General features: G+C 37.3%; 17 protein-coding genes and 1 rRNA gene. 10 read left to right on the forward strand and 8 right to left on the reverse strand.

What is annotated here, in order from left to right:
- The 7 genes from AC3WJG_RS15695 to dnaA form a co-directional block, all read right to left on the reverse strand.
- Positions 1-60, reverse strand: a 16S ribosomal RNA gene (locus AC3WJG_RS15695); the annotation flags it as partial.
- A gap of 261 nt (positions 61-321) precedes the next feature.
- Entirely contained in the window at positions 322-2832 is a 2511-nt protein-coding gene (gyrA, locus tag AC3WJG_RS15700; protein ID WP_013054825.1) for a DNA gyrase subunit A, read from the reverse strand.
- Positions 2833-2958: 126 nt separating this feature from the next.
- A complete protein-coding gene (gyrB, locus tag AC3WJG_RS15705; protein ID WP_028409771.1) occupies positions 2959-4875 on the reverse strand; it encodes a DNA topoisomerase (ATP-hydrolyzing) subunit B in 1917 nt (638 codons plus the stop codon).
- A gap of 240 nt (positions 4876-5115) precedes the next feature.
- Positions 5116-6234: a DNA replication/repair protein RecF gene (recF, locus tag AC3WJG_RS15710; protein ID WP_028409770.1), complete on the reverse strand. Its 1119-nt coding sequence runs from the start codon at positions 6232-6234 to the stop codon at positions 5116-5118.
- 14 nt (positions 6235-6248) lie between these two features.
- A complete protein-coding gene (gene yaaA, locus AC3WJG_RS15715) occupies positions 6249-6464 on the reverse strand; it encodes a S4 domain-containing protein YaaA (RefSeq protein WP_013054822.1) in 216 nt (71 codons plus the stop codon).
- A gap of 100 nt (positions 6465-6564) precedes the next feature.
- Positions 6565-7701, reverse strand: a complete 1137-nt coding sequence (dnaN, locus tag AC3WJG_RS15720; RefSeq protein WP_028409769.1) for a DNA polymerase III subunit beta — start codon at positions 7699-7701, stop codon at positions 6565-6567.
- Positions 7702-7887: 186 nt separating this feature from the next.
- Positions 7888-9231, reverse strand: coding sequence for a chromosomal replication initiator protein DnaA (dnaA, locus tag AC3WJG_RS15725; RefSeq protein WP_028409768.1), 1344 nt, complete (start codon positions 9229-9231; stop codon positions 7888-7890).
- Between the two features lie 754 nt (positions 9232-9985).
- Here dnaA and rpmH point away from each other — a divergent pair.
- The 10 genes from rpmH (at position 9986) to AC3WJG_RS15775 (ending at position 19195) form a co-directional block, all read left to right on the forward strand.
- Positions 9986-10120 carry a 50S ribosomal protein L34 gene (rpmH, locus tag AC3WJG_RS15730; protein WP_013059930.1) on the forward strand — a complete coding sequence of 45 codons (135 nt, stop codon included), beginning with the start codon at positions 9986-9988 and terminating at the stop codon, positions 10118-10120.
- Between the two features lie 110 nt (positions 10121-10230).
- Entirely contained in the window at positions 10231-10584 is a 354-nt protein-coding gene (rnpA, locus tag AC3WJG_RS15735) for a ribonuclease P protein component (RefSeq protein ID WP_013059929.1), read from the forward strand.
- A gap of 115 nt (positions 10585-10699) precedes the next feature.
- Complete coding sequence (gene spoIIIJ / locus AC3WJG_RS15740) at positions 10700-11464, forward strand: YidC family membrane integrase SpoIIIJ (protein WP_028409767.1); 765 nt, start codon at positions 10700-10702, stop codon at positions 11462-11464.
- Positions 11461-12090, forward strand: a complete 630-nt coding sequence (jag, locus tag AC3WJG_RS15745; RefSeq protein WP_337134419.1) for an RNA-binding cell elongation regulator Jag/EloR — start codon at positions 11461-11463, stop codon at positions 12088-12090. The genes spoIIIJ and jag overlap by 4 nt, the downstream gene beginning before the upstream one ends.
- A 305-nt stretch (positions 12091-12395) precedes the next feature.
- Positions 12396-13784: a tRNA uridine-5-carboxymethylaminomethyl(34) synthesis GTPase MnmE gene (gene mnmE, locus AC3WJG_RS15750; RefSeq protein ID WP_013085566.1), complete on the forward strand. Its 1389-nt coding sequence runs from the start codon at positions 12396-12398 to the stop codon at positions 13782-13784.
- Positions 13785-13806: 22 nt separating this feature from the next.
- Positions 13807-15696 carry a tRNA uridine-5-carboxymethylaminomethyl(34) synthesis enzyme MnmG gene (gene mnmG / locus AC3WJG_RS15755; RefSeq protein ID WP_013059925.1) on the forward strand — a complete coding sequence of 630 codons (1890 nt, stop codon included), beginning with the start codon at positions 13807-13809 and terminating at the stop codon, positions 15694-15696.
- A 30-nt stretch (positions 15697-15726) separates the two neighbouring features.
- Complete coding sequence (rsmG, locus tag AC3WJG_RS15760; protein ID WP_028409765.1) at positions 15727-16443, forward strand: 16S rRNA (guanine(527)-N(7))-methyltransferase RsmG; 717 nt, start codon at positions 15727-15729, stop codon at positions 16441-16443.
- A 135-nt stretch (positions 16444-16578) separates the two neighbouring features.
- Entirely contained in the window at positions 16579-17454 is an 876-nt protein-coding gene (gene noc / locus AC3WJG_RS15765; protein ID WP_013059923.1) for a nucleoid occlusion protein, read from the forward strand.
- A 117-nt stretch (positions 17455-17571) separates the two neighbouring features.
- Positions 17572-18354 (forward strand): ParA family protein, encoded by a 783-nt coding sequence (locus AC3WJG_RS15770; RefSeq protein ID WP_028409764.1) that lies wholly within the window; start codon positions 17572-17574, stop codon positions 18352-18354.
- Positions 18326-19195 (forward strand): ParB/RepB/Spo0J family partition protein, encoded by an 870-nt coding sequence (locus tag AC3WJG_RS15775; protein ID WP_013059921.1) that lies wholly within the window; start codon positions 18326-18328, stop codon positions 19193-19195. The genes AC3WJG_RS15770 and AC3WJG_RS15775 overlap by 29 nt, the downstream gene beginning before the upstream one ends.
- Positions 19196-19227: 32 nt before the next feature.
- On the opposite strand, the gene yyaC is transcribed toward AC3WJG_RS15775, so the two are convergent.
- The gene (yyaC, locus tag AC3WJG_RS15780; protein ID WP_028409763.1) at positions 19228-19848 is read right to left on the reverse strand and encodes a spore protease YyaC; all 621 of its coding nucleotides are present in this window, start codon (positions 19846-19848) and stop codon (positions 19228-19230) included.
- Positions 19849-19898 lie beyond the last annotated feature (50 nt).

The following is a 19898-nucleotide window of genomic DNA, read 5'->3' on the forward strand; positions in this document are numbered from 1 at the left end:
TTGCATGTATTAGGCACGCCGCCAGCGTTCATCCTGAGCCAGGATCAAACTCTCCGAAGAAATGTTTGACTTGCTCATTTAAAAAATAAAAATTAACGTTGACGTTTACTATTTCGTTCAGTTTTCAAAGAACTCTTGTCTTAAAGCGACTTCTATATAATAACACTTTATAAGAATCGTTGTCAACACTTTTATATAACTTTTTTAAAACTACTAAAAAACTCATATATGTTTTGCTGACTTTTTATATATTACCAAAATCAAAAGCCTATGGCAAGGTTTTTTACATAAAAAAAGCCCCTGCTTTTTCAGGGGCTTTTTTTATTCTTCTGTTTCTTCAGCTTCAATTATTATATCTGTCTCTTCATGTTCATCTAATTCGTCTAAAACTTCGTCTTCATCTTCTGAAGTTTGTACTTTTGCAACCGTTGAAACAAACTCTTCGTCTCCTAAACGGATGACTTTGACACCTTGTGTGTTACGGCCCATCTGTGAAATATCTGAAACAGAAACACGGATAAGAACGCCGCTTACTGTGATAAGCATAATATCTTCTTCTTGAGATACGCATTTCAGTGCGACAACATCACCATTTTTATCAGTGATATTACATGTTCTTAAACCTTTACCGCCTCTTGTTTGTACACGATATTCTTCAATCGGCGTACGTTTTCCGTAACCATTTTTCGTAATGATCAAGACATCTGATTGTTCTTCGAGAATCTCCATACCGATTACTTCATCTTCTGAATCGAGAGTGATCCCTTTAACTCCAGTAGCTGTACGTCCCATTGAACGAACATCATTTTCATTAAAACGAATTAACATACCCTTTTTCGTTCCAATAACCATATCGCGCTTACCATCTGTCAATTTAACAGAAATCAATTCATCTTCTTCTCTTAAATTCAAGGCGATAAGTCCGCTATTTCGAATGTTTTCAAAAGAAGATAAAGGTGTACGCTTAGAAATTCCTTGTTTTGTAGTAAAGAATAGATACCAATCGTCTACAAATTCATCGACGCGAATGATGGCATTTACCCACTCACCTTTGTCTACTTCTAACAAGTTAATAATAGGTATCCCTTTAGCCGTTCTTCCGTACTCTGGAATTTCGTATCCTTTTGTCCGATAGACTTTTCCCTTATTTGTAAAGAAGAGAATCGTATCATGAGTAGAAGTTGTTAGAAGATGTTCAACGAAATCATCTTCGTTTGTATTCATTCCTTGAATACCTCTTCCGCCTCTTCGCTGACTCTTATACGTAGAAACAGGCAAACGTTTAATATAGCCGTTGTGCGTTAAGCTAATAACAATATCTTGGCGAGGAATCAGATCCTCGTCTTCAATAATTTCCGCTCCTCCGCTTACGATTTCTGTTCGACGTCCGTCATTGAATCTTTCTTTTACTTCTATTAGTTCTTCTCTAATAATTTCTAATACTTTTTCTTCATCTGCTAAAATAGCTTTTAATTCAGCAATTAGCGCTAATAAAGATTGATATTCCGCTTCAATCTTCTCTCGCTCTAATCCTGTTAAACGCTGTAGGCGCATATCCAAAATAGCTTGCGCTTGTTTTTCAGATAACGAAAACTGAGTCATTAATCCTTCACGTGCAATATCTGTTGTTTGAGAACCTCTAATTAAAGCAATAACAGCATCTAAATTATCAAGAGCAATCTTTAAACCTTCTAAAATATGCGCACGTGCTTCTGCTTTTCGAAGCTCAAATTCAGTACGACGACGAATAACCACTACCTGATGGTCTAAGTAGTACTGTAGACATTGCTTCAAGTTCAATACTTTTGGCTGTCCATCTACTAATGCAAGGGTGTTAATACCAAAACTTGTTTGAAGAGATGTCTGCTTATATAAGTTGTTTAATAAAACATTTGCATTTGCATCACGTCTTACTTCAATAACAATACGCATACCCGAACGGTCAGACTCATCTCGTAAATCCGTAATCCCATCAATCTTCTTATCACGAGCTAGCTCGGCAATTTTTTCAATTAGCTTTGCTTTATTTACTTGGTATGGTAGTTCATGAACAATAATAGTTTGTTTGCCATTGCTCTGTTCTTCAATTTCTACTTTTGCGCGAACAATAATAGAACCTTTTCCAGTTTCATAAGCTTTACGAATTCCGCTGCGGCCAAGAATTTGTCCTGCAGTTGGGAAATCCGGTCCTGGAATAATCTCCATTAACTCTGCAATTGTGATATCAGGGTCTTGGCTTACTGCTAAAACGCCATCAATGACTTCGCCTAACTGATGCGGTGGAATATTTGTCGCCATACCTACCGCAATTCCGGCTGAACCGTTTACAAGTAAATTGGGAAATCTAGCAGGTAATACAATGGGTTCACGTTCAGAACCGTCATAGTTATCTTGGTAATCAATTGTGTCTTTATTGATGTCACGTAACAGTTCCATCGAAACTTTTGACATTCTTGCTTCTGTATAACGCATAGCTGCTGCTGCATCTCCATCAACAGATCCAAAGTTTCCATGACCATCAATTAGCATATAGCGATAGCTAAAATCTTGTGCCATACGAACCATTGTTTCATATACAGCTGAGTCACCGTGTGGGTGATACTTACCAATTACTTCTCCTACGATACGAGCTGATTTTTTATATGGCTTATCCGATCCCATACCTAAATCATTCATTGCATATAAAATACGACGGTGCACAGGCTTAAGTCCGTCTCTTACATCTGGTAAAGCACGCGATACAATTACGCTCATTGCATAATCTAAAAAAGATGCGCGCATTTCTTGACTAATATTTACTTCTCTTATTTGAGAGTTTGGTTTATCTGACATCGATAAGAACCTCCTTCGCGAAGTTCAGTATAGTAATTCATATATATGTAAACGCAGGATAGAACCTATCTCTATCCTGACGTTTATATACCCTTTATAAAAAATATAAAGGGTATTACCGTTCATTTAAATATCGAGATTTTTTACGTACTGAGCATTTTCTTCAATGAAATTACGGCGTGGTTCTACTTTGTCGCCCATTAAAATTTCAAATGTCTCATCAGCTTCAATTGCATCTTGCAAGTTTACTTGAAGAAGGGTACGGAACTCTGGATCCATTGTTGTTTCCCATAATTGTTCAGGATTCATCTCTCCTAAACCTTTGTAACGCTGAAGGTTTGGTTTTGCGCCTTCAGGGAAAGAAGCTAATACCTCGTCTAATTGACGATCGTTGTACGCGTACTCCACTTTTTTACCTTGTGAAACTTTGTAAAGAGGCGGCTGGGCAATGTAGACATATCCATGCTCAATAATCTGTCTCATATAGCGATAGAAGAACGTTAGAAGAAGCGTACGAATATGCGCACCGTCTACGTCTGCATCTGTCATAATCACAATTTTATGGTAGCGTGCTTTCGAGATATCAAAATCGTCACCAATACCCGTTCCTAGAGCGGTAATGATTGTACGAATTTCATTATTAGATAAAATTTTATCTAAACGCGCTTTCTCTACGTTGATAATTTTACCACGTAAAGGCAAAATAGCTTGGAAATGACGGCTTCTTCCCTGCTTAGCTGAACCCCCGGCAGAGTCACCCTCTACTACATAGAGTTCGCTAATAGAAGGATCTTTTGATGAACAATCTGCTAATTTACCCGGTAAGTTTGAGATTTCAAGCGCGCTTTTACGTCTTGTAAGCTCACGAGCTTTTTTAGCTGCCATTCTTGCTCTTGCAGCCATTAAACCTTTTTCAATTACCTTTTTCGCCACAATAGGGTTCTCTAACAAGTACGTTTCTAAGTGTTCTGCAAACACAGAGTCAGTAATTGTTCTTGCTTCACTATTTCCCAGCTTTGTTTTTGTTTGTCCTTCGAACTGCGGATCTGGGTGCTTAATAGAGATGATAGCTGTAATTCCTTCACGAACATCTTCACCCGTTAGATTGGCGTCACTGTCTTTAAATACGCTGTTTTTACGTGCATAGTCGTTAATTACACGCGTTAACGCTGTTTTAAATCCTGCTTCGTGTGTTCCACCTTCATATGTGTGAATATTGTTTGCAAAAGAATATAAATTACTTGTATAGCTATCGTTATATTGAATAGCAATCTCTACAGAAATGTTGTCTCGATTACCTTCAATATAGATCGGCTCTTCGTGAATCACTTCTTTTGCACGGTTTAAGTGCTCAACGTAAGACTTAATTCCGCCTTCATAGTGATATTCACGTCTTTTATCTTCTTCACGTTTGTCTTCAATCGTAATTTTAATGCCGCGATTTAAGAAAGCTAACTCACGCAGACGATTAGCTAACGTATCAAAATCGTATTCAAGCGTTTCTGTGAAAATTTCACCGTCTGGACGGAATTGAATAACAGTACCTGTTTTATCTGTTTCTCCAACTACTTTTAAGTCAGCAGCCGGTACACCTCGTTCATATTTTTGATAATGAACTTTACCGTCACGATGTACGTGTACTTCCAAAGAAGTAGAAAGTGCGTTAACAACTGAGGCACCTACACCGTGTAATCCACCAGATACTTTATAGCCGCCGCCGCCAAATTTACCTCCGGCATGAAGAACCGTTAAGATAACTTCAACGGCAGGTCTGCCCATTTTTTCTTGAATACCAACTGGAATTCCACGACCGTTATCTTTGACTGTAATACTATTATCCTTTTCGATAATAACATTAATTTCATCGCAATAGCCGGCCAGCGCTTCATCAATACTATTATCTACAATTTCCCATACAAGATGATGTAAACCCTTTGCGCTCGTCGATCCAATATACATCCCCGGACGTTTACGAACAGCTTCTAATCCTTCTAATACTTGTATCTGATCAGCTTCATATGCTTGTACTTCTTTTTGTTCCATCGTCAAATGTATCACCTACACTTTTTTTTAACAGCAAACTGCTGTATTTATCATTTTGTATTATGTTTTTCGAATATTATGTGGAAATAATACGGAGCCTTTAATGTATTTGCAATTTGTTTACTTATGCACAAAATTTTCATAATCGAGGGTACGAGTTGAACTATATAGACTTAAAACTATAATGATATCATATTTCAGTTAGATTGCCTTGCGAAAAGTTTTTAGACAGATCAATTGCTATTTGACCTTTTGAATTTGGCCAGCTTCTACGTGATATGTAGCGGCTTTTTCTAAGGTCTCGTGATGAATTCCTTCAATGCTCGTTGTCGTTACAAACGTTTGAACTTTTCCTTGAATGGTATTTAGCAAGTGTGATTGACGAAAATCATCTAATTCAGACAATACGTCGTCTAAAAGCAAGATTGGATATTCACCTACTTCTTGATGAATTAACTCAATTTCAGCAAGCTTTAACGATAAAGCAGTCGTCCGCTGTTGCCCTTGTGAACCAAATGTTTGAACGTCTTTTTCATTAACGTAGAAAAGAAGATCATCACGGTGTGGTCCTGCTAAGGTGACACCTCTATCAATTTCTCTACTTTTTATTTTATCAAACTTTTGATGATATGCTTCTAACATTTTCGACAAATCTGCATCTTCTGATACATCAATTGAATTCTTATACTCAATTTTTAATGTTTCTAAGCCTCGACTGATCCCTTTATGAATAGGCTCTGCCCACTGTTGGAGTAACTGTAAAAACTCAAAACGTTTTTTTAAGATTTTCGCCGCCATTTCACTTAACTGTAACGTAAGTACGTCTAAAAGTGAAAGATCCGTTTGTTTTTTTGTCTGCAGCTGCTTCAAATATTGATTTCTTTGCTGCAAAATCTTTTGATACCTGCTTAAATCATGCATGTACACAGGCGAAACTTGACCAATTTCCATATCGATAAATTTGCGCCTTACTTGCGGACTCCCTTTAACTAGGTTCAAATCCTCCGGAGCAAACATGACAGTGTTAATTGATCCTATATATTGACTGAGTTTTTTCTGCTCAATGTGATTATATTTTGCTTTTTTCCCTTTTGTTGAGATGACTAAATCCAGCGTAACAGGCCCTCTATGCTTTTCTACAATGCCCGATAGCTTTGCATACTCACAGTCCCATTTAATTAATTCTTTATCGTTGGATGTACGATGAGATTTAGCCATAGATAATACGAAGATCGATTCCATCACGTTTGTTTTACCCTGTGCGTTTTCACCCAAAATGACGTTTACTTTATTTTCAAAAGGAATCGTTGTCTTCGTATAGTTTCGGTAATTTGTTAAAGTAATTTCTTTAATATACAAACGTTTCACCAACTTTAAGTAATAACAACAAATGATCCTGCAGCCGGTATATCCACTTCGTCATTTGCATATAATTTACGTCCGCGGCGCTCTTCTAGCTCCCCGTTCACATATACTTCGTGCTCACTTAAAAACCATTTTACCATTCCACCTGTTTGAATGACGTCTGCTAGTTTTAAAAACTGGCCAAGCGTAATGTATTCAGTTGAAATTTTAACTTCTGTTTTCATGCGACTCTCTCACTTTCTAATGATGTATCTCTATTTTACTAAATAATTCTCCTTGAGAAAAGAAAGCTACTAGTACGGCATGCTAGTAGCTTTCTGAGATTTAATATGTTCGCACTGGTAAAATCAGCTGCAGCATTGAATCATCCTCTAATGTTCGAATGACAAATGGACGCATCGCACCAGTGAAGTTAATTTTGATATCTGTTCCTTCGAGCGCTTTTAATGCGTCTAACATATATTTTGCGCTAAAAGAAATTTTTAATTCTTCTCCTGAGATAGACTGACTTTGTACCTCTTCAATTACTTTTCCGATTTCAGGAGAGTTAGAAGAAATTTCAACAATCCCTTCATCCAGCGTAGATAGTTTTACTACGTTGTTTCTTCCTTCACGAGCTAATAAAGAAGCGCGGTCAATCGATTGTAAGAATTCTTTTACGTTCAATATAACATCCGTTTTACTATCGGCTGGGATCAACCTTGAAGTATCAGGATAATTTCCGTCCAATAATCTTGAGAAGAACAGTAAGTGTTTTGTTTTGAATAATACTTGATTTTCCGTGATAACAATGTCTACTAATTCATGAGAATCATCAAGGATCTTACTGAATTCACTTAAACTTTTACCTGGAATAACCACATTATACGTTGCTTCATTTCCAGTTTCAATGGTCGCTTTTCGCAAAGCTAGACGGTGACTGTCAGTGGCAATACACGTTAATTCTTTGCCATCGACTTTCCAGTTTACACCTGTCAAGATAGGTCGTGTTTCTGAGGTGGACACTGCAAAGACAGTTTGTCGAATCATGTTTTTTAATAAGTCCGTCGGTAATCTAAACATGTTGTTTTCTTCGATCTGTGGCAAATGAGGATACTCTTCTGCATCTAAACCATTTAAGTTAAATTCAGCTTTTCCTGAACGAATGATTGTTAAAAAGTGACTTTGGACGTCTAATTCTACAATGTCTTTAGGAAGCTTTTTGACGATTTCACTAAAGAAACGAGCTGGGAGAACAACGCTTCCAGGTTTGTGGATATCAACAATCTCTTTTCCTTCTTCTTCGTTTGGAATAAACGATTCAATTGAAATATCCGAATCACTTCCGGTTAAGGTAACACCTTCTTCAGTCGCTACAATTTTAATCCCCGTTAAAATTGGAATTGTTGTTCTAGAAGATACAGCTTTCATAACATCTTGAACGCTTTGAACTAGATAGTCTTTCTGTATGATGAATTTCATAATAATTAATCCTCCTTAAAAGTAGGTTTAAAAGCTTATTATTTATTATATTTTAAGATAGTAGTAGTAATAGGGGCTGTGGAAATGTGGATAACCCCCAAAAACGTGAGAACACAGCCTATCCACATGTGGACAGACTGTGTACAATCCTAACTCACTTATACACAAAATACAAGTAAAAAAAGCCTATATTTTTAGTGATTCACTTATTTCTTTAATTTGTTTTTGTAGGTCAGTATCTGTTTGAACAAGTTTTGAGATTTTTTCATGAGCATGGATGACAGTAGTATGGTCTCGCCCGCCAAACTCTTCTCCAATTTTAGGCAGCGAAAAATCCGTTAATTCGCGAGAGAGGTACATGGCAATTTGTCTAGGAAACGCTACTGACTTTGTACGTTTCTTCGCTTTGAAATCATCTAATTTTATATTAAATTCTTGTCCAACAATCTGTTGGATGTCTTGAATCGTAATAACCCTAGGTTTTGAACTAGGAATGATATCTTTTAATGCTTCTGCTGCTAAATCAGCGTTTATATCTTTATTAATTAGTGAAGAATAAGCTACTACACGAATAAGTGCTCCTTCTAATTCTCTAATATTTGAATCAATCTGATTGGCGATATAAAGCATAACTTCATTTGGAATAACTAAGCCGTCCGCTTTGGCTTTTTTTCGTAAAATAGCAATTCGTGTTTCCAAATCTGGTGGTGTGATGTCTGTAATAAGGCCCCATTCAAAGCGAGAGCGAAGTCGGTCTTCAAGTGTAGGAATTTCTTTCGGCGGTCGGTCACTTGAGATGACAATCTGCTTGCTTTCTTCGTGAAGCGTATTAAACGTATGGAAAAATTCTTCTTGTGTTTGCTCTTTACCTGCTAAGAATTGAATATCATCAATTAGTAAAACATCTACATTACGGTATTTGTTACGGAATTCTACTGCTTTATTATCACGAATAGAGTTAATAAACTCATTTGTGAATTTTTCAGATGATAAGTACACGACTTTAGCGGCAGGATTATGATCTAACACATAGTGGCCTATGGCGTGCATTAAGTGTGTTTTGCCTAATCCTACTCCCCCGTAAATAAAAAGCGGATTATAGGCTTTAGCCGGCGCTTCTGCTACTGCTAAAGAAGCTGCATGCGCAAATCGATTTCCAGATCCGATAACAAATGTATCAAAGGTATACTTCGAATTTAGCATGCTTTGAGGAAATTCTGATCCTTCGTCTTTATTGACTTTCTTTTTAGGAGTTTGAATATCAAATTCTTCCTCGGCCTGGTTAGGAGGAATAATAAATTTCACATCTAACTCTTCCCCCGTAAGATCGTAAAGTGTTTCAGCAATTAAATTAGAATACCTAGATTCTAACCAGTCCCGTGCAAAATCATTAGGCGCAGTAATAATGAGCGTGTCTCCTTGTAAAGCATGAGCTTTTGTCGATTTGAGCCAGGTTTCAAAACTAGGTTTGCTTAATTTTTTTTCAATTTGATCTAAAGCTCTATTCCATAAATCATGAATGTTTTCCAACGAGCAATCCCTCCTTTTTCTAGCTTTTATGCGCTTTGTACAACTCTTGTACAACCTGTACAAAACCTTATGCATAAAAAATTTATATTTATACAATTGCTATTATGTGGGTAAATATATATTATAGAAGAAAGCCGACTATTCGACAGATTCCACATGGTGTGGATAACTTTATACAGTGATAGTGGAAATGATGTCCACAAGTTGTCCACAGTTTGTGGATAAGAACCAACTGTGGAAAAGTAATTAAGAGTGAAAACAAAAATATAATATCAAAGAATTCGGCATGATGCAATGAATTTTCGAAACTTATCCACAATCACTACACCTTGTGGAGAAAAGTTTTCCACAACACAAGATAGTGTGCATGAGTTGTCGATAAGGAATGGAAAAGTAGAAAAATGTCGAAAAAACTTATCCACAAAGGTTTAAGAGCAGAATTTGAATAAAAAAGAGGCTTTTTATAACATTTATTGTTGTAGTTTTGTTCAGTAACGATGCGATCGCAGCTGCTAGAGAAAGAAAAAGTGATGAAAAGGAAAAATTTTTTCTTTAATAAATCAATGAATTTTATTGATTAGGTATAGACAATTGGGTTATAAAGATATTAGAATGAAGAAGATTGAGTAAAACAGATAATGAAACCAAGAGATTGAAAATTTTATTTTTTAAATAACATTGACATCTTCTTAGTCTTTTCATTATAATTGCAAGGACTGTCTTTTTCAGTTATTCCTCGAGGAGGTGTTTATAGATGAAAAGAACTTACCAACCAAACAAACGTAAGCACAGTAAAGTACACGGTTTCCGCGCTCGTATGAGCTCAGCGAATGGACGTAAAGTTTTAGCTCGTCGTCGTCGTAAAGGAAGAAAAGTATTATCAGCATAATAGACCACTGACGCCAGTGGTCTTTTTTCGCTTTATAAGACTAAAATCACCTCTGTTCCTGTAGGGACTACATAAGAGCATGACCTGAAAAAGGGCAGGAGTTGTTAAAAATGAAAAAAAGATATCGTATAAAAAAGAATGATGAATTTCAAACAGTTTTTAAAAAGGGCAAGTCCGTAGCGAATCGCCAATTTGTCTTGTATGTTCTAGACAAACCGGATCAAGAACATTTCCGCGTAGGATTCTCTGTGGGCAAAAAGATTGGAAATGCCGTGACTCGTAATCGAGTTAAGCGCCTTGCTAAACAAATTATGTTTGAATTCACACCGTATTTAAAGCAAGACAAAGATTATATTGTAATTGCAAGGCAGCCTGCTGCAACAATGAGCTATGAAGAAATTAAAAGCAGCTTGCAGCATGTCTTTAAGCGTGGCAAATTACTTACACATAGACAAAACGATTAATAAACAATAGAAGAAAACCCTTTAATAGCTGTTGTTTTTCTACCGCATCCTTATATAATGGATTTTGACGCACTTTCAGAATTGAAAGGTGAACATGTAGAAGGAGGAAAAACAGGTGAAGAAGAAGTTGTTTTTAGGAATAACGCTTATCTTTCTATTAACTGTTTTAGCGGGTTGTACGGAAATTAACCAACCTATTACAGATGATAGTAAAGGTTTTTGGAATGAGTATGTTGTGTATCCGCTGTCATTAGTCATTACGTATCTGGCGGAGGTATTTAAAAGCTATGGAGTTGCGATTATCGTTGTCACAATCCTGATTCGCTTACTTATTCTACCGCTTATGATTAAACAGATGAGAAACACGAAAGCAATGCAGACGCTTCAGCCCGAAATGCAGAAGTTAAAGGAGAAGTACAGTTCAAAAGATGCCCAGACGCAGCAGCAATTGCAGAAAGAAACGATGGCATTATTTCAAACTTACGGAGTAAATCCTTTAGCTGGGTGCTTTCCAATTCTAATTCAAATGCCCATTCTTATTGGGATTTTCCACGCGATTACACGAACGTCGGAAATCGCAAACAACAGCTTTTTATGGTTTGATTTAGGTGCGCGTGACCCGCTATTTATCTTACCAATTGTCGCAGGAATCACAACGTTTATTCAGCAAAAGATGATGATGGCCGGGAATGCAAGTCAAAATCCTCAAATGGCTATGATGCTTTGGGTTATGCCGATCATGATTGTAGTTTTTGCAATCAATTTTCCAGCCGCCTTATCTCTTTATTGGGTAGTGGGAAATCTATTTATGATTATTCAAACCTACTTCATTAAAGGGCCAGACTTAAAACAAGCGAATATTGAAGGGGTTAAAAAATGAACGAAATCACAATTACGGCCCAGACGATTGAAGCTGCTGTTCAAGAAGCATTAGATGCTTTAGAAGTAGAGCAAAATCAAACAAATGTAGAAATAATTGAACCAGGCAAAAAAGGATTTTTAGGAATCTTTAAGGGAAAACCTGCAGTTGTAAAAGTTACAAAAATAGTTGACCCTGTAGAGGAAGCGGTTCATTTTATTACAAATGTTAGCCGTGAAATGGGGATTTCGATTCATACGAACGTCAAAAAAACCTCGAGAAACTGCATAATTGAGATTAGTAGCGATTCTGCGGGAATGTTGATTGGAAAACATGGACAAACCCTTAATGCGCTCCAGCTTCTCACACAACTGGTAGCTAATCGATACAGTCAGCAATTTTTAAATGTTGTATTAAACCCAGAAGGCTACCGAGAAAAACGAAAAGAAATGGTCGAAAAACTGGCATTAAAAATAGCGAATCAGGCGATTAAAACGAATCGATCTGTTCAACTAGAACCAATGCCTTCGCATGAAAGAAAAATGATTCACCAAGTGTTAGCTAAAAATTCTTTAGTTGAGACACACTCTGTCGGAAAAGAACCGAAAAGAAGTATTTTGGTTCAGCCCGTCGGAAAAAAGCACTAGCAAAATGCGCTAGTGCTTTTTTATGTTTACTTTTATCAAGCTAGCGTTCAAAAAATCAAGTTACATACGTTGTTATTCACATGTGGATAAGTTAAAATAGTACATACTGCCTGTTTTCCTTACTGTGTATAACAGAAGAACGTTAGAGATGTTCCAAATCGGTGAATTGTGGTATTCTATTTATTTGGTTCATACAAATTACGGGCTTTAAAATAGATGTTTTTGTTCGTGGAAAATTGTTAACGATGATAGTATATAACATCGTTTAAAATAAAAGGTTTATAAAATGAAATGAGGTGAAGTTGGTGTTAGATTTTGATACAATTGCGGCCATTTCTACACCAATGGGAGAGGGAGCTATTGCCATCGTCCGCCTGAGTGGTGAAGAAGCCATTACGATTGCAGATCGTATCTTTAAAAGCGTTTCGAACAAACGATTAACAGACGTAGCTTCTCATACTATTCACTACGGTCATATCGTAGATCCCAAGACAGAGCAAGTCGTCGAAGAAGTGATGCTTTCCATTATGAAAGGTCCCAAGACATTTACTAGAGAAGACATTATTGAAATTAACTGTCACGGAGGAATCGTATCCGTTAATCGTGTGCTGCAGTTAGTTATTGCAAATGGTGCCCGTTTAGCTGAGCCGGGTGAGTTTACAAAACGAGCATTTTTAAATGGTCGAGTAGACTTATCACAAGCAGAAGCTGTCATGGATTTAATTCGTGCCAAAACAGATAAAGCGATGAATATGGCGATTGGCCAAATGGAAGGGCGTTTGTCCAAACTAGTACGTCATTTACGACAAGAAATTCTGGAAACACTTGCCCACGTAGAAGTAAACATTGACTACCCAGAATATGACGATGTAGAGGAAATGACTCACCAAGTATTGATTGAAAAAGCTTCAAATGTACGCCAAGAAATTGATAAGCTTCTTCAAACCTCTCATCAAGGGAAAATTTTAAGAGAAGGATTGGCTACGGTTATTATTGGACGTCCTAATGTAGGGAAATCTTCTCTTCTAAATAGTTTAGTGCAAGATGCAAAGGCCATTGTCACAGACATTCCCGGAACGACGCGAGATGTAATCGAAGAGTACGTCAATGTGCGAGGAGTTCCTCTGCGATTAGTTGATACAGCTGGAATTCGTGAAACAGAAGATATTGTAGAACGAATTGGTGTGGAACGCTCTCGTCAGTATTTGAAAGAAGCAGATTTAATTTTGCTTGTGTTGAATTTTAATGAAGAACTAACGGACGAAGATAAAAAGCTATTTGAAGCTGTAAAAGGCATGGACGTTATCGTGATTGTGAATAAAACAGATCTTGAGCAAAAAATTAATCTAGAGGAAGTGCAGCAATTTGCTGGTGATCATCCAATAGTGACGACTTCGCTTCTTCAAGAACAAGGAGTAGATCAGCTTGAAGAAGCAATCGCAGCTCTTTTCTTTGGAGGGACAATTGAATCTCAAGATTTAACATATTTATCTAATACGAGACATATTGCGCTTTTAACGCAAGCAAGAGGAGCTATCGATGAGGCCATCACAGGCATTGAAAGTGGTGTTCCAATCGATATCGTCCAAATTGATTTAACAAGAACGTGGGAACTATTAGGTGAAATTATTGGTGATGCTGTTCACGAAAGCTTAATTGATCAGTTGTTCTCTCAATTCTGTTTAGGAAAATAGATTATTAAAGGAGGCTACTATTATGCAATATGAAGGTGGACAATATGATGTTATTGTCATTGGAGCAGGTCATGCAGGTTGTGAAGCGGCACTTGCTTCTGCGCGTATGGGTGCTAAAACGTTAACCTTGACCATTAACTTAGACATGGTGGCGTTTATGCCCTGCAACCCTTCTGTAGGCGGTCCTGCAAAAGGTATTGTAGTACGTGAAATTGATGCTCTTGGCGGAGAAATGGGTAGAAATATCGATAAAACTCATATTCAAATGAGAATGTTAAACACAGGAAAAGGTCCAGCCGTTCGAGCACTTAGAGCTCAAGCAGATAAATTTGCTTATCAGCATGAAATGAAAAAAACATTAGAAAATGAAGAAAATCTAACGCTTATGCAAGGCATGGTAGAACAGTTAATCGTAGAAGACGGTGTATGTACGGGCGTTGTCACTCAAACGGGAGCTGTGTATAAAGCTAAAACAGTTGTTATTACGACAGGGACATTCTTACGCGGGGAAATTATTTTAGGTGAACTAAAATATTCAAGCGGTCCTAATAATCAACAACCAGCTATTAAGCTTTCTGAACACTTAGAGGAGTTAGGACTGGATATGGTCCGTTTTAAAACAGGAACTCCACCTCGTGTTAATAGCTCAACTATTGATTACAGCAAAACGGAGATTCAGCCTGGGGATGATGTGCCCCGTGCTTTCTCATACGAAACAACACAGTACATTACAGATCAACTGCCTTGCTGGTTAACATATACAAGTGAACAAACTCATCAAATTATTGATGACAACCTCCACTTATCTCCTATGTATTCTGGGATGATCAAAGGTACTGGACCACGCTACTGTCCATCTATTGAAGATAAGGTTGTGCGATTTAATGATAAACCGCGTCACCAAATTTTCTTAGAGCCAGAAGGACGAAATACGCAAGAAGTATATGTTCAAGGACTATCAACGAGTCTTCCTGAGCATGTACAGCGTCAAATGCTTGCGACAATTCCTGGTCTTGAAAAAGTCCAAATGATGCGTGCGGGCTATGCTATTGAATATGATGCAATTGTTCCGACTCAGTTATGGCCAACGCTTGAAACGAAAAAAATTAAAAATCTTTATACGGCTGGACAAATTAACGGAACATCTGGTTATGAAGAAGCTGCAGGCCAAGGTCTTCTTGCTGGAATTAACGCGGGAAGAAGAGCGCTGGAACAAGAAGAAGTCATCTTAGGACGTTCTGATGCTTATATCGGTGTATTGGTGGATGATTTAGTAACAAAAGGAACAAATGAACCGTATCGTCTACTAACGTCTCGTGCAGAATATCGTTTATTACTTCGTCACGATAACGCTGATTTACGCCTTACTGAAATTGGTCGTGAACTAGGATTAATCAGCGATGAGCGCTATGCTAAATTTGAACAAAAGAAAGCGGAAATCGAGCAAGAGAAAAAACGTCTTTTCTCCTTTATTATTAAACCGAATGAAGCTGTTCAACAACTGATTAAAGAAGCTGGCGGAAGTGAATTAAAAGATGGCATTCGTGCGACAGATTTACTTCGCCGCCCTGAAATGACATATACTCATATTCATCAATTAGCACCAGCTGACGAGACGGTAGATCCTGAAGTAGCTGAACAAGTAGAAATTCAGGTGAAATACGAAGGGTATATTCAGAAATCACTTCAGCAAGTTGAACGCTTGAAGAAGTTAGAAAACAAAAAGATTCCTGATTATATCGATTATGATGCAATTAACGGTTTAGCTACAGAAGCACGTCAAAAATTAAACCAAGTGCGTCCACTAACGGTAGCGCAAGCTTCACGTATTTCTGGAGTCAACCCAGCTGATATTTCAATCTTGCTTGTTTATATTGAACAAGGGCGCATCGCTAAAGTATCAAATGATTAAAACTCTTAGGCGCGAAGAAAGGGAAACTCAATGAATATTCAACAGTTTCAACAGCTATTAGAAGAAAAGGGAATTTCTCTTTCTTCTAAACAGCTGAATCAATTTGAAAAGTATTATCAAGTTTTAGTGGAATGGAACGAAAAAATGAATTTAACTGCTATTACTGATCACGGTGAAGTGTATGAAAAGCATTTTTACGATTCTATTTCAGCTGCTTTTTTTCAAGACTTTACAGAAATTGAATCCATGTGTGATGTAGGTGCAGGAGCAGGATTTCCAAGTATTCCGATCAAAATTTGCTTCCCGCATTTGCATGTAACAATCGTTGATTCGTTACAAAAGCGTATTACGTTTTTAACGCATCTTGTAAATGAGCTTGAACTAGACAATGTCACACTATGTCATGATCGAGCTGAAACATTTGGTAAAAAAGAAAGTATTCGCGAGTCATTCGATCTTGTAACGGCAAGAGCCGTGGCACGTATTTCGGTTCTTAATGAATTTTGCTTGCCGCTTGTTAAAGAACAAGGCCGCTTTTTAGCAATGAAAGGTGCTTCTGCCCCTGAAGAATTAAAAAATGGAGAAAAATCTTTCCAAGTATTAGGTGGAAAAGTGAATTCGATTGAACATTTCCAATTGCCTTTGGAGCAAAGTGAACGTTACATTATTTTAATAGACAAAATAAAGAAAACGCCTAAAAAATATCCTAGAAAACCTGGTACCCCAGTTAAGCTTCCACTAGAGTAGGCATTAAATAGATAGAGAAGAGAATGTTTCATATGAAACATTTTCTTCTCTATATTTTCTGTTTAGAAAGCAGGATATGATTAAAAAACATCGAATTAGTTTAAGGCGGGATTTTCCTGAAGGTGGTGTGGGACTATGAAATCTGCTTTTTCACGTTTCTTTAATTTAAAAGAAAAAGATGAGGATATTCATGTAGAGATTGAAACTGTCCAAGATGAAAATGTCGAAAAAGTTTTAAGAGATGAAGTAAAACAAATTAGGGTTTCAAGTATTATTCCGAATCGTTATCAGCCGCGTACTGTGTTTAATGAAGCAAAAATTGAAGAGCTAGCTCTTACTATTCATACACACGGTATTATTCAACCTATTGTGGTTCGACCGACTGAGGGCGAAGAATACGAATTAATTGCTGGAGAACGCCGGTGGAGAGCTGTACAAAGCTTAGGATGGGATACGGTTCCTGCAATTGTGAAACATTTTAACGATACAGAAACGGCCTCTGTGGCTTTAATAGAAAACTTACAACGTGAAGAGCTAACGGCTGTCGAAGAAGCACTAGCCTACGCAAAGTTAATTGAGTTACATAATCTTACCCAAGAGGCATTAGCTCAACGTTTAGGAAAAGGCCAATCCACAATTGCAAACAAGCTTCGTTTGTTAAAGCTTCCTGTTGAAATACAAGAAGCAATCAAACAAAAATTGATTACAGAGCGACATGCAAGAGCGCTCATTCCCCTCAAAAATCAAGAAAAACAACTTCAAGTATTAGCTGAGATTATTGAAAAACAATTAAATGTAAAACAAACGGAAGATCGAGTAGTTAAATTGTTAGAAACGCAGGTTAAAAAGCCAAAAGCAAAAAGAAAAGCGTTTAGTAAAGATACGCGTATCGCAATGAATACAATTCGTCAATCCTTGACAATGGTTAGTGACAGCGGTATTTCATTAAACACGGAAGAAGAAGAGTTTGATGAATATTTTCAGTTTACTATTAAGATTCCGAAAAAATAAAGAAATAGCCCTCATCTTTTTTTGATGAGGCTTTTTTATCAAAGTTTTTCGTCAGAAAATTCAATGAACAATTAAACTGTCTGGACAAATGGGATGGAAATGAAAGTAGGTGACAACATGGGGAAAATTGTGGCAGTTGCGAATCAAAAAGGCGGAGTTGGAAAAACAACAACCGCTGTTAATTTAGGAGCTTGTTTAGCTGAACAAGGAAAAAAGGTTCTACTTGTAGACGGAGACCCCCAGGGTAACGCTACGAGTGGAGTTGGCATAGATAAAGCAGATGTAGATGAATGTATTTATAATGTAATCGTGGAAGATATGGAAGCTAAGAACGTTGTTCGTTCAACAGCCGTCGAAAATTTATCAATCATTCCCGCGACCATTCAATTAGCTGGTGCAGAAATTGAATTAGTGTCGACTATTTCACGTGAAGTTCGACTTAAGAGAGCTTTAGAAACGGTGAAAGATCACTTTGATTATGTTATTATTGATTGTCCCCCTTCTCTTGGTTTACTGACATTAAATGCGTTAACGGCGGCTGATTCTGTTTTAATACCTGTACAGTGTGAATATTATGCGCTTGAAGGATTAAGTCAATTGCTAAATACCGTTAGATTAGTCCAAAAACATTTGAATAATCAACTGCGTATCGAAGGTGTATTGCTGACTATGCTTGACGCACGCACAAATTTAGGACTGCAGGTAACAGCAGAAGTGAAGAAGTACTTTCAGGATCGCGTTTATCAAACGATTATTCCTCGAAATGTTCGTTTGAGCGAAGCACCTAGTCATGGTGAACCAATTATCTTATATGATGCAAGATCTAGAGGGGCCGCAGTTTATACGGAACTTGCAAAGGAAGTGATTTATAATGGCGAAAGGATTAGGGAAAGGAATTAATGCCTTATTTTCAGGCTTAGATGCACAGGCTGATGATTCAATTCAGGAAGTTGCTATTCACGAACTCAGACCCAACCCCTATCAACCACGTAAAACGTTTAATAAAGAAGCAATTAATGAGTTAAAGCAGTCCATTTTACATCATGGCATCTTACAGCCTATTGTAGCTCGCAAAAGCATTAAAGGCTATGAAATCTTAGCGGGTGAAAGACGATTTAGAGCTGCTAAAGAAGCCGACCTTGCTACTGTTCCTGTCATTATAAAAGACTTTTCAGAAAAGCAAATGATGGAACTAGCTTTGTTAGAGAATTTACAGCGTGAAGATTTGACGCCAATTGAAGAAGCAACTGCTTATCAATTGCTTATGGATAAGCTCGATATGACACAGGAGCAACTTGCTACACGACTGGGAAAAAGCCGACCTCATATTGCTAACTATGTTCGCCTCTTGCAACTGCCTGAGGAAATTCAAACCCTCATTTCTACTAATGAATTGTCTATGGGCCATGGGCGTACGCTAGTCGGTTTGAAAAATAAAGCGCTTCTACCTAAAGTCGTTGAAAAAATACGCAAGGAACAATTAAATGTCAGACAGTTAGAGGCTTATATTGCCCACTTAAATAAAGCCGTTCCACGTGAAACATCAAAAACTAAAAAAGATAAAGATTTATTTATAAAACAAAGTGAAACACAGCTTCGTGAACGTTTTGGTACCTCCGTTCACATTACACAAAGTAAGAAAAAAGGAAAAATTGAAATCGAATTTTTCTCTAAAGAAGATTTAAACCGTCTTCTTGAATTATTTAACGATCTTTCTCAGACTAATAAATCTTCTGTATAAAAAAGGTTGTCCTAGTTTTAGGACAACCTTTTTTATTGTTTATATTGTCTTACCGTTTGGTAAACCGAAGAATTATTAAACTCTTTCTCTCGTTCATTGTGCGCAGTCTCAATACTTTTCGCAATTAAATCGGCAATGCACATAACGAGGTGAAGCCTCGTATTTTGCAAGACGAAAAATTCCATAAATCCGCTCACGTTGACAACCCCTGTTATATGAATATCTCCGACTGGCGGCAATTCTTTATTAACACCTGCTCCAGGCTTGACGGGCCCAACGCCAAGTGATGCAGAGCCTACACTTTTCATACGGCCTAAGCAAGCATCAATTCCAATAATAAAAGGATTTGGAAAAAGCTTTTGAATATGTTTTAACGTTTCTTTCAAATTAACCGCATGAACAGGCTCTTCTAACGTTCCAAAAATATGAAAAGATGAAACCTTTTTTTCATTCAGTTTTGTTCCGACTAATGGACCCAATGAGTCCCCAGTTGAACGGTCCGTTCCAATACATACAAAAACAATTGGTCTGTCTTTCTGTGCTGGAAGTAAAGATAGTAACTGTGTACTCAGCTTCTTTGTAGCAGATTCCTCATCATGAAATACGCGGGTTGAATGTTGTGTCTTCTCAAAGAAGGGAGATTTTAAATTCATAGGGTCCACTCCTTATACATAATAGTAACAGTATACGAAGATTTTGAAGA

The organism is Priestia sp. FW507-14D1A, from assembly GCF_058781295.1.

Coding starts and splice junctions, on each gene's coding strand:
- gyrA (WP_013054825.1), bottom strand. CDS start 2,832: ATGTCAGATAAACCAAACTCTCAAATAAGAGAAGTAAATATTAGTCAA.
- gyrB (WP_028409771.1), bottom strand. CDS start 4,875: ATGGAACAAAAAGAAGTACAAGCATATGAAGCTGATCAGATACAAGTA.
- yaaA (WP_013054822.1), bottom strand. CDS start 6,464: ATGAAAACAGAAGTTAAAATTTCAACTGAATACATTACGCTTGGCCAG.
- dnaN (WP_028409769.1), bottom strand. CDS start 7,701: ATGAAATTCATCATACAGAAAGACTATCTAGTTCAAAGCGTTCAAGAT.
- rpmH (WP_013059930.1), top strand. CDS start 9,986: ATGAAAAGAACTTACCAACCAAACAAACGTAAGCACAGTAAAGTACAC.
- rnpA (WP_013059929.1), top strand. CDS start 10,231: ATGAAAAAAAGATATCGTATAAAAAAGAATGATGAATTTCAAACAGTT.
- jag (WP_337134419.1), top strand. CDS start 11,461: ATGAACGAAATCACAATTACGGCCCAGACGATTGAAGCTGCTGTTCAA.
- mnmG (WP_013059925.1), top strand. CDS start 13,807: ATGCAATATGAAGGTGGACAATATGATGTTATTGTCATTGGAGCAGGT.
- rsmG (WP_028409765.1), top strand. CDS start 15,727: ATGAATATTCAACAGTTTCAACAGCTATTAGAAGAAAAGGGAATTTCT.
- noc (WP_013059923.1), top strand. CDS start 16,579: ATGAAATCTGCTTTTTCACGTTTCTTTAATTTAAAAGAAAAAGATGAG.
- AC3WJG_RS15770 (WP_028409764.1), top strand. CDS start 17,572: ATGGGGAAAATTGTGGCAGTTGCGAATCAAAAAGGCGGAGTTGGAAAA.
- AC3WJG_RS15775 (WP_013059921.1), top strand. CDS start 18,326: ATGGCGAAAGGATTAGGGAAAGGAATTAATGCCTTATTTTCAGGCTTA.
- yyaC (WP_028409763.1), bottom strand. CDS start 19,848: ATGAATTTAAAATCTCCCTTCTTTGAGAAGACACAACATTCAACCCGC.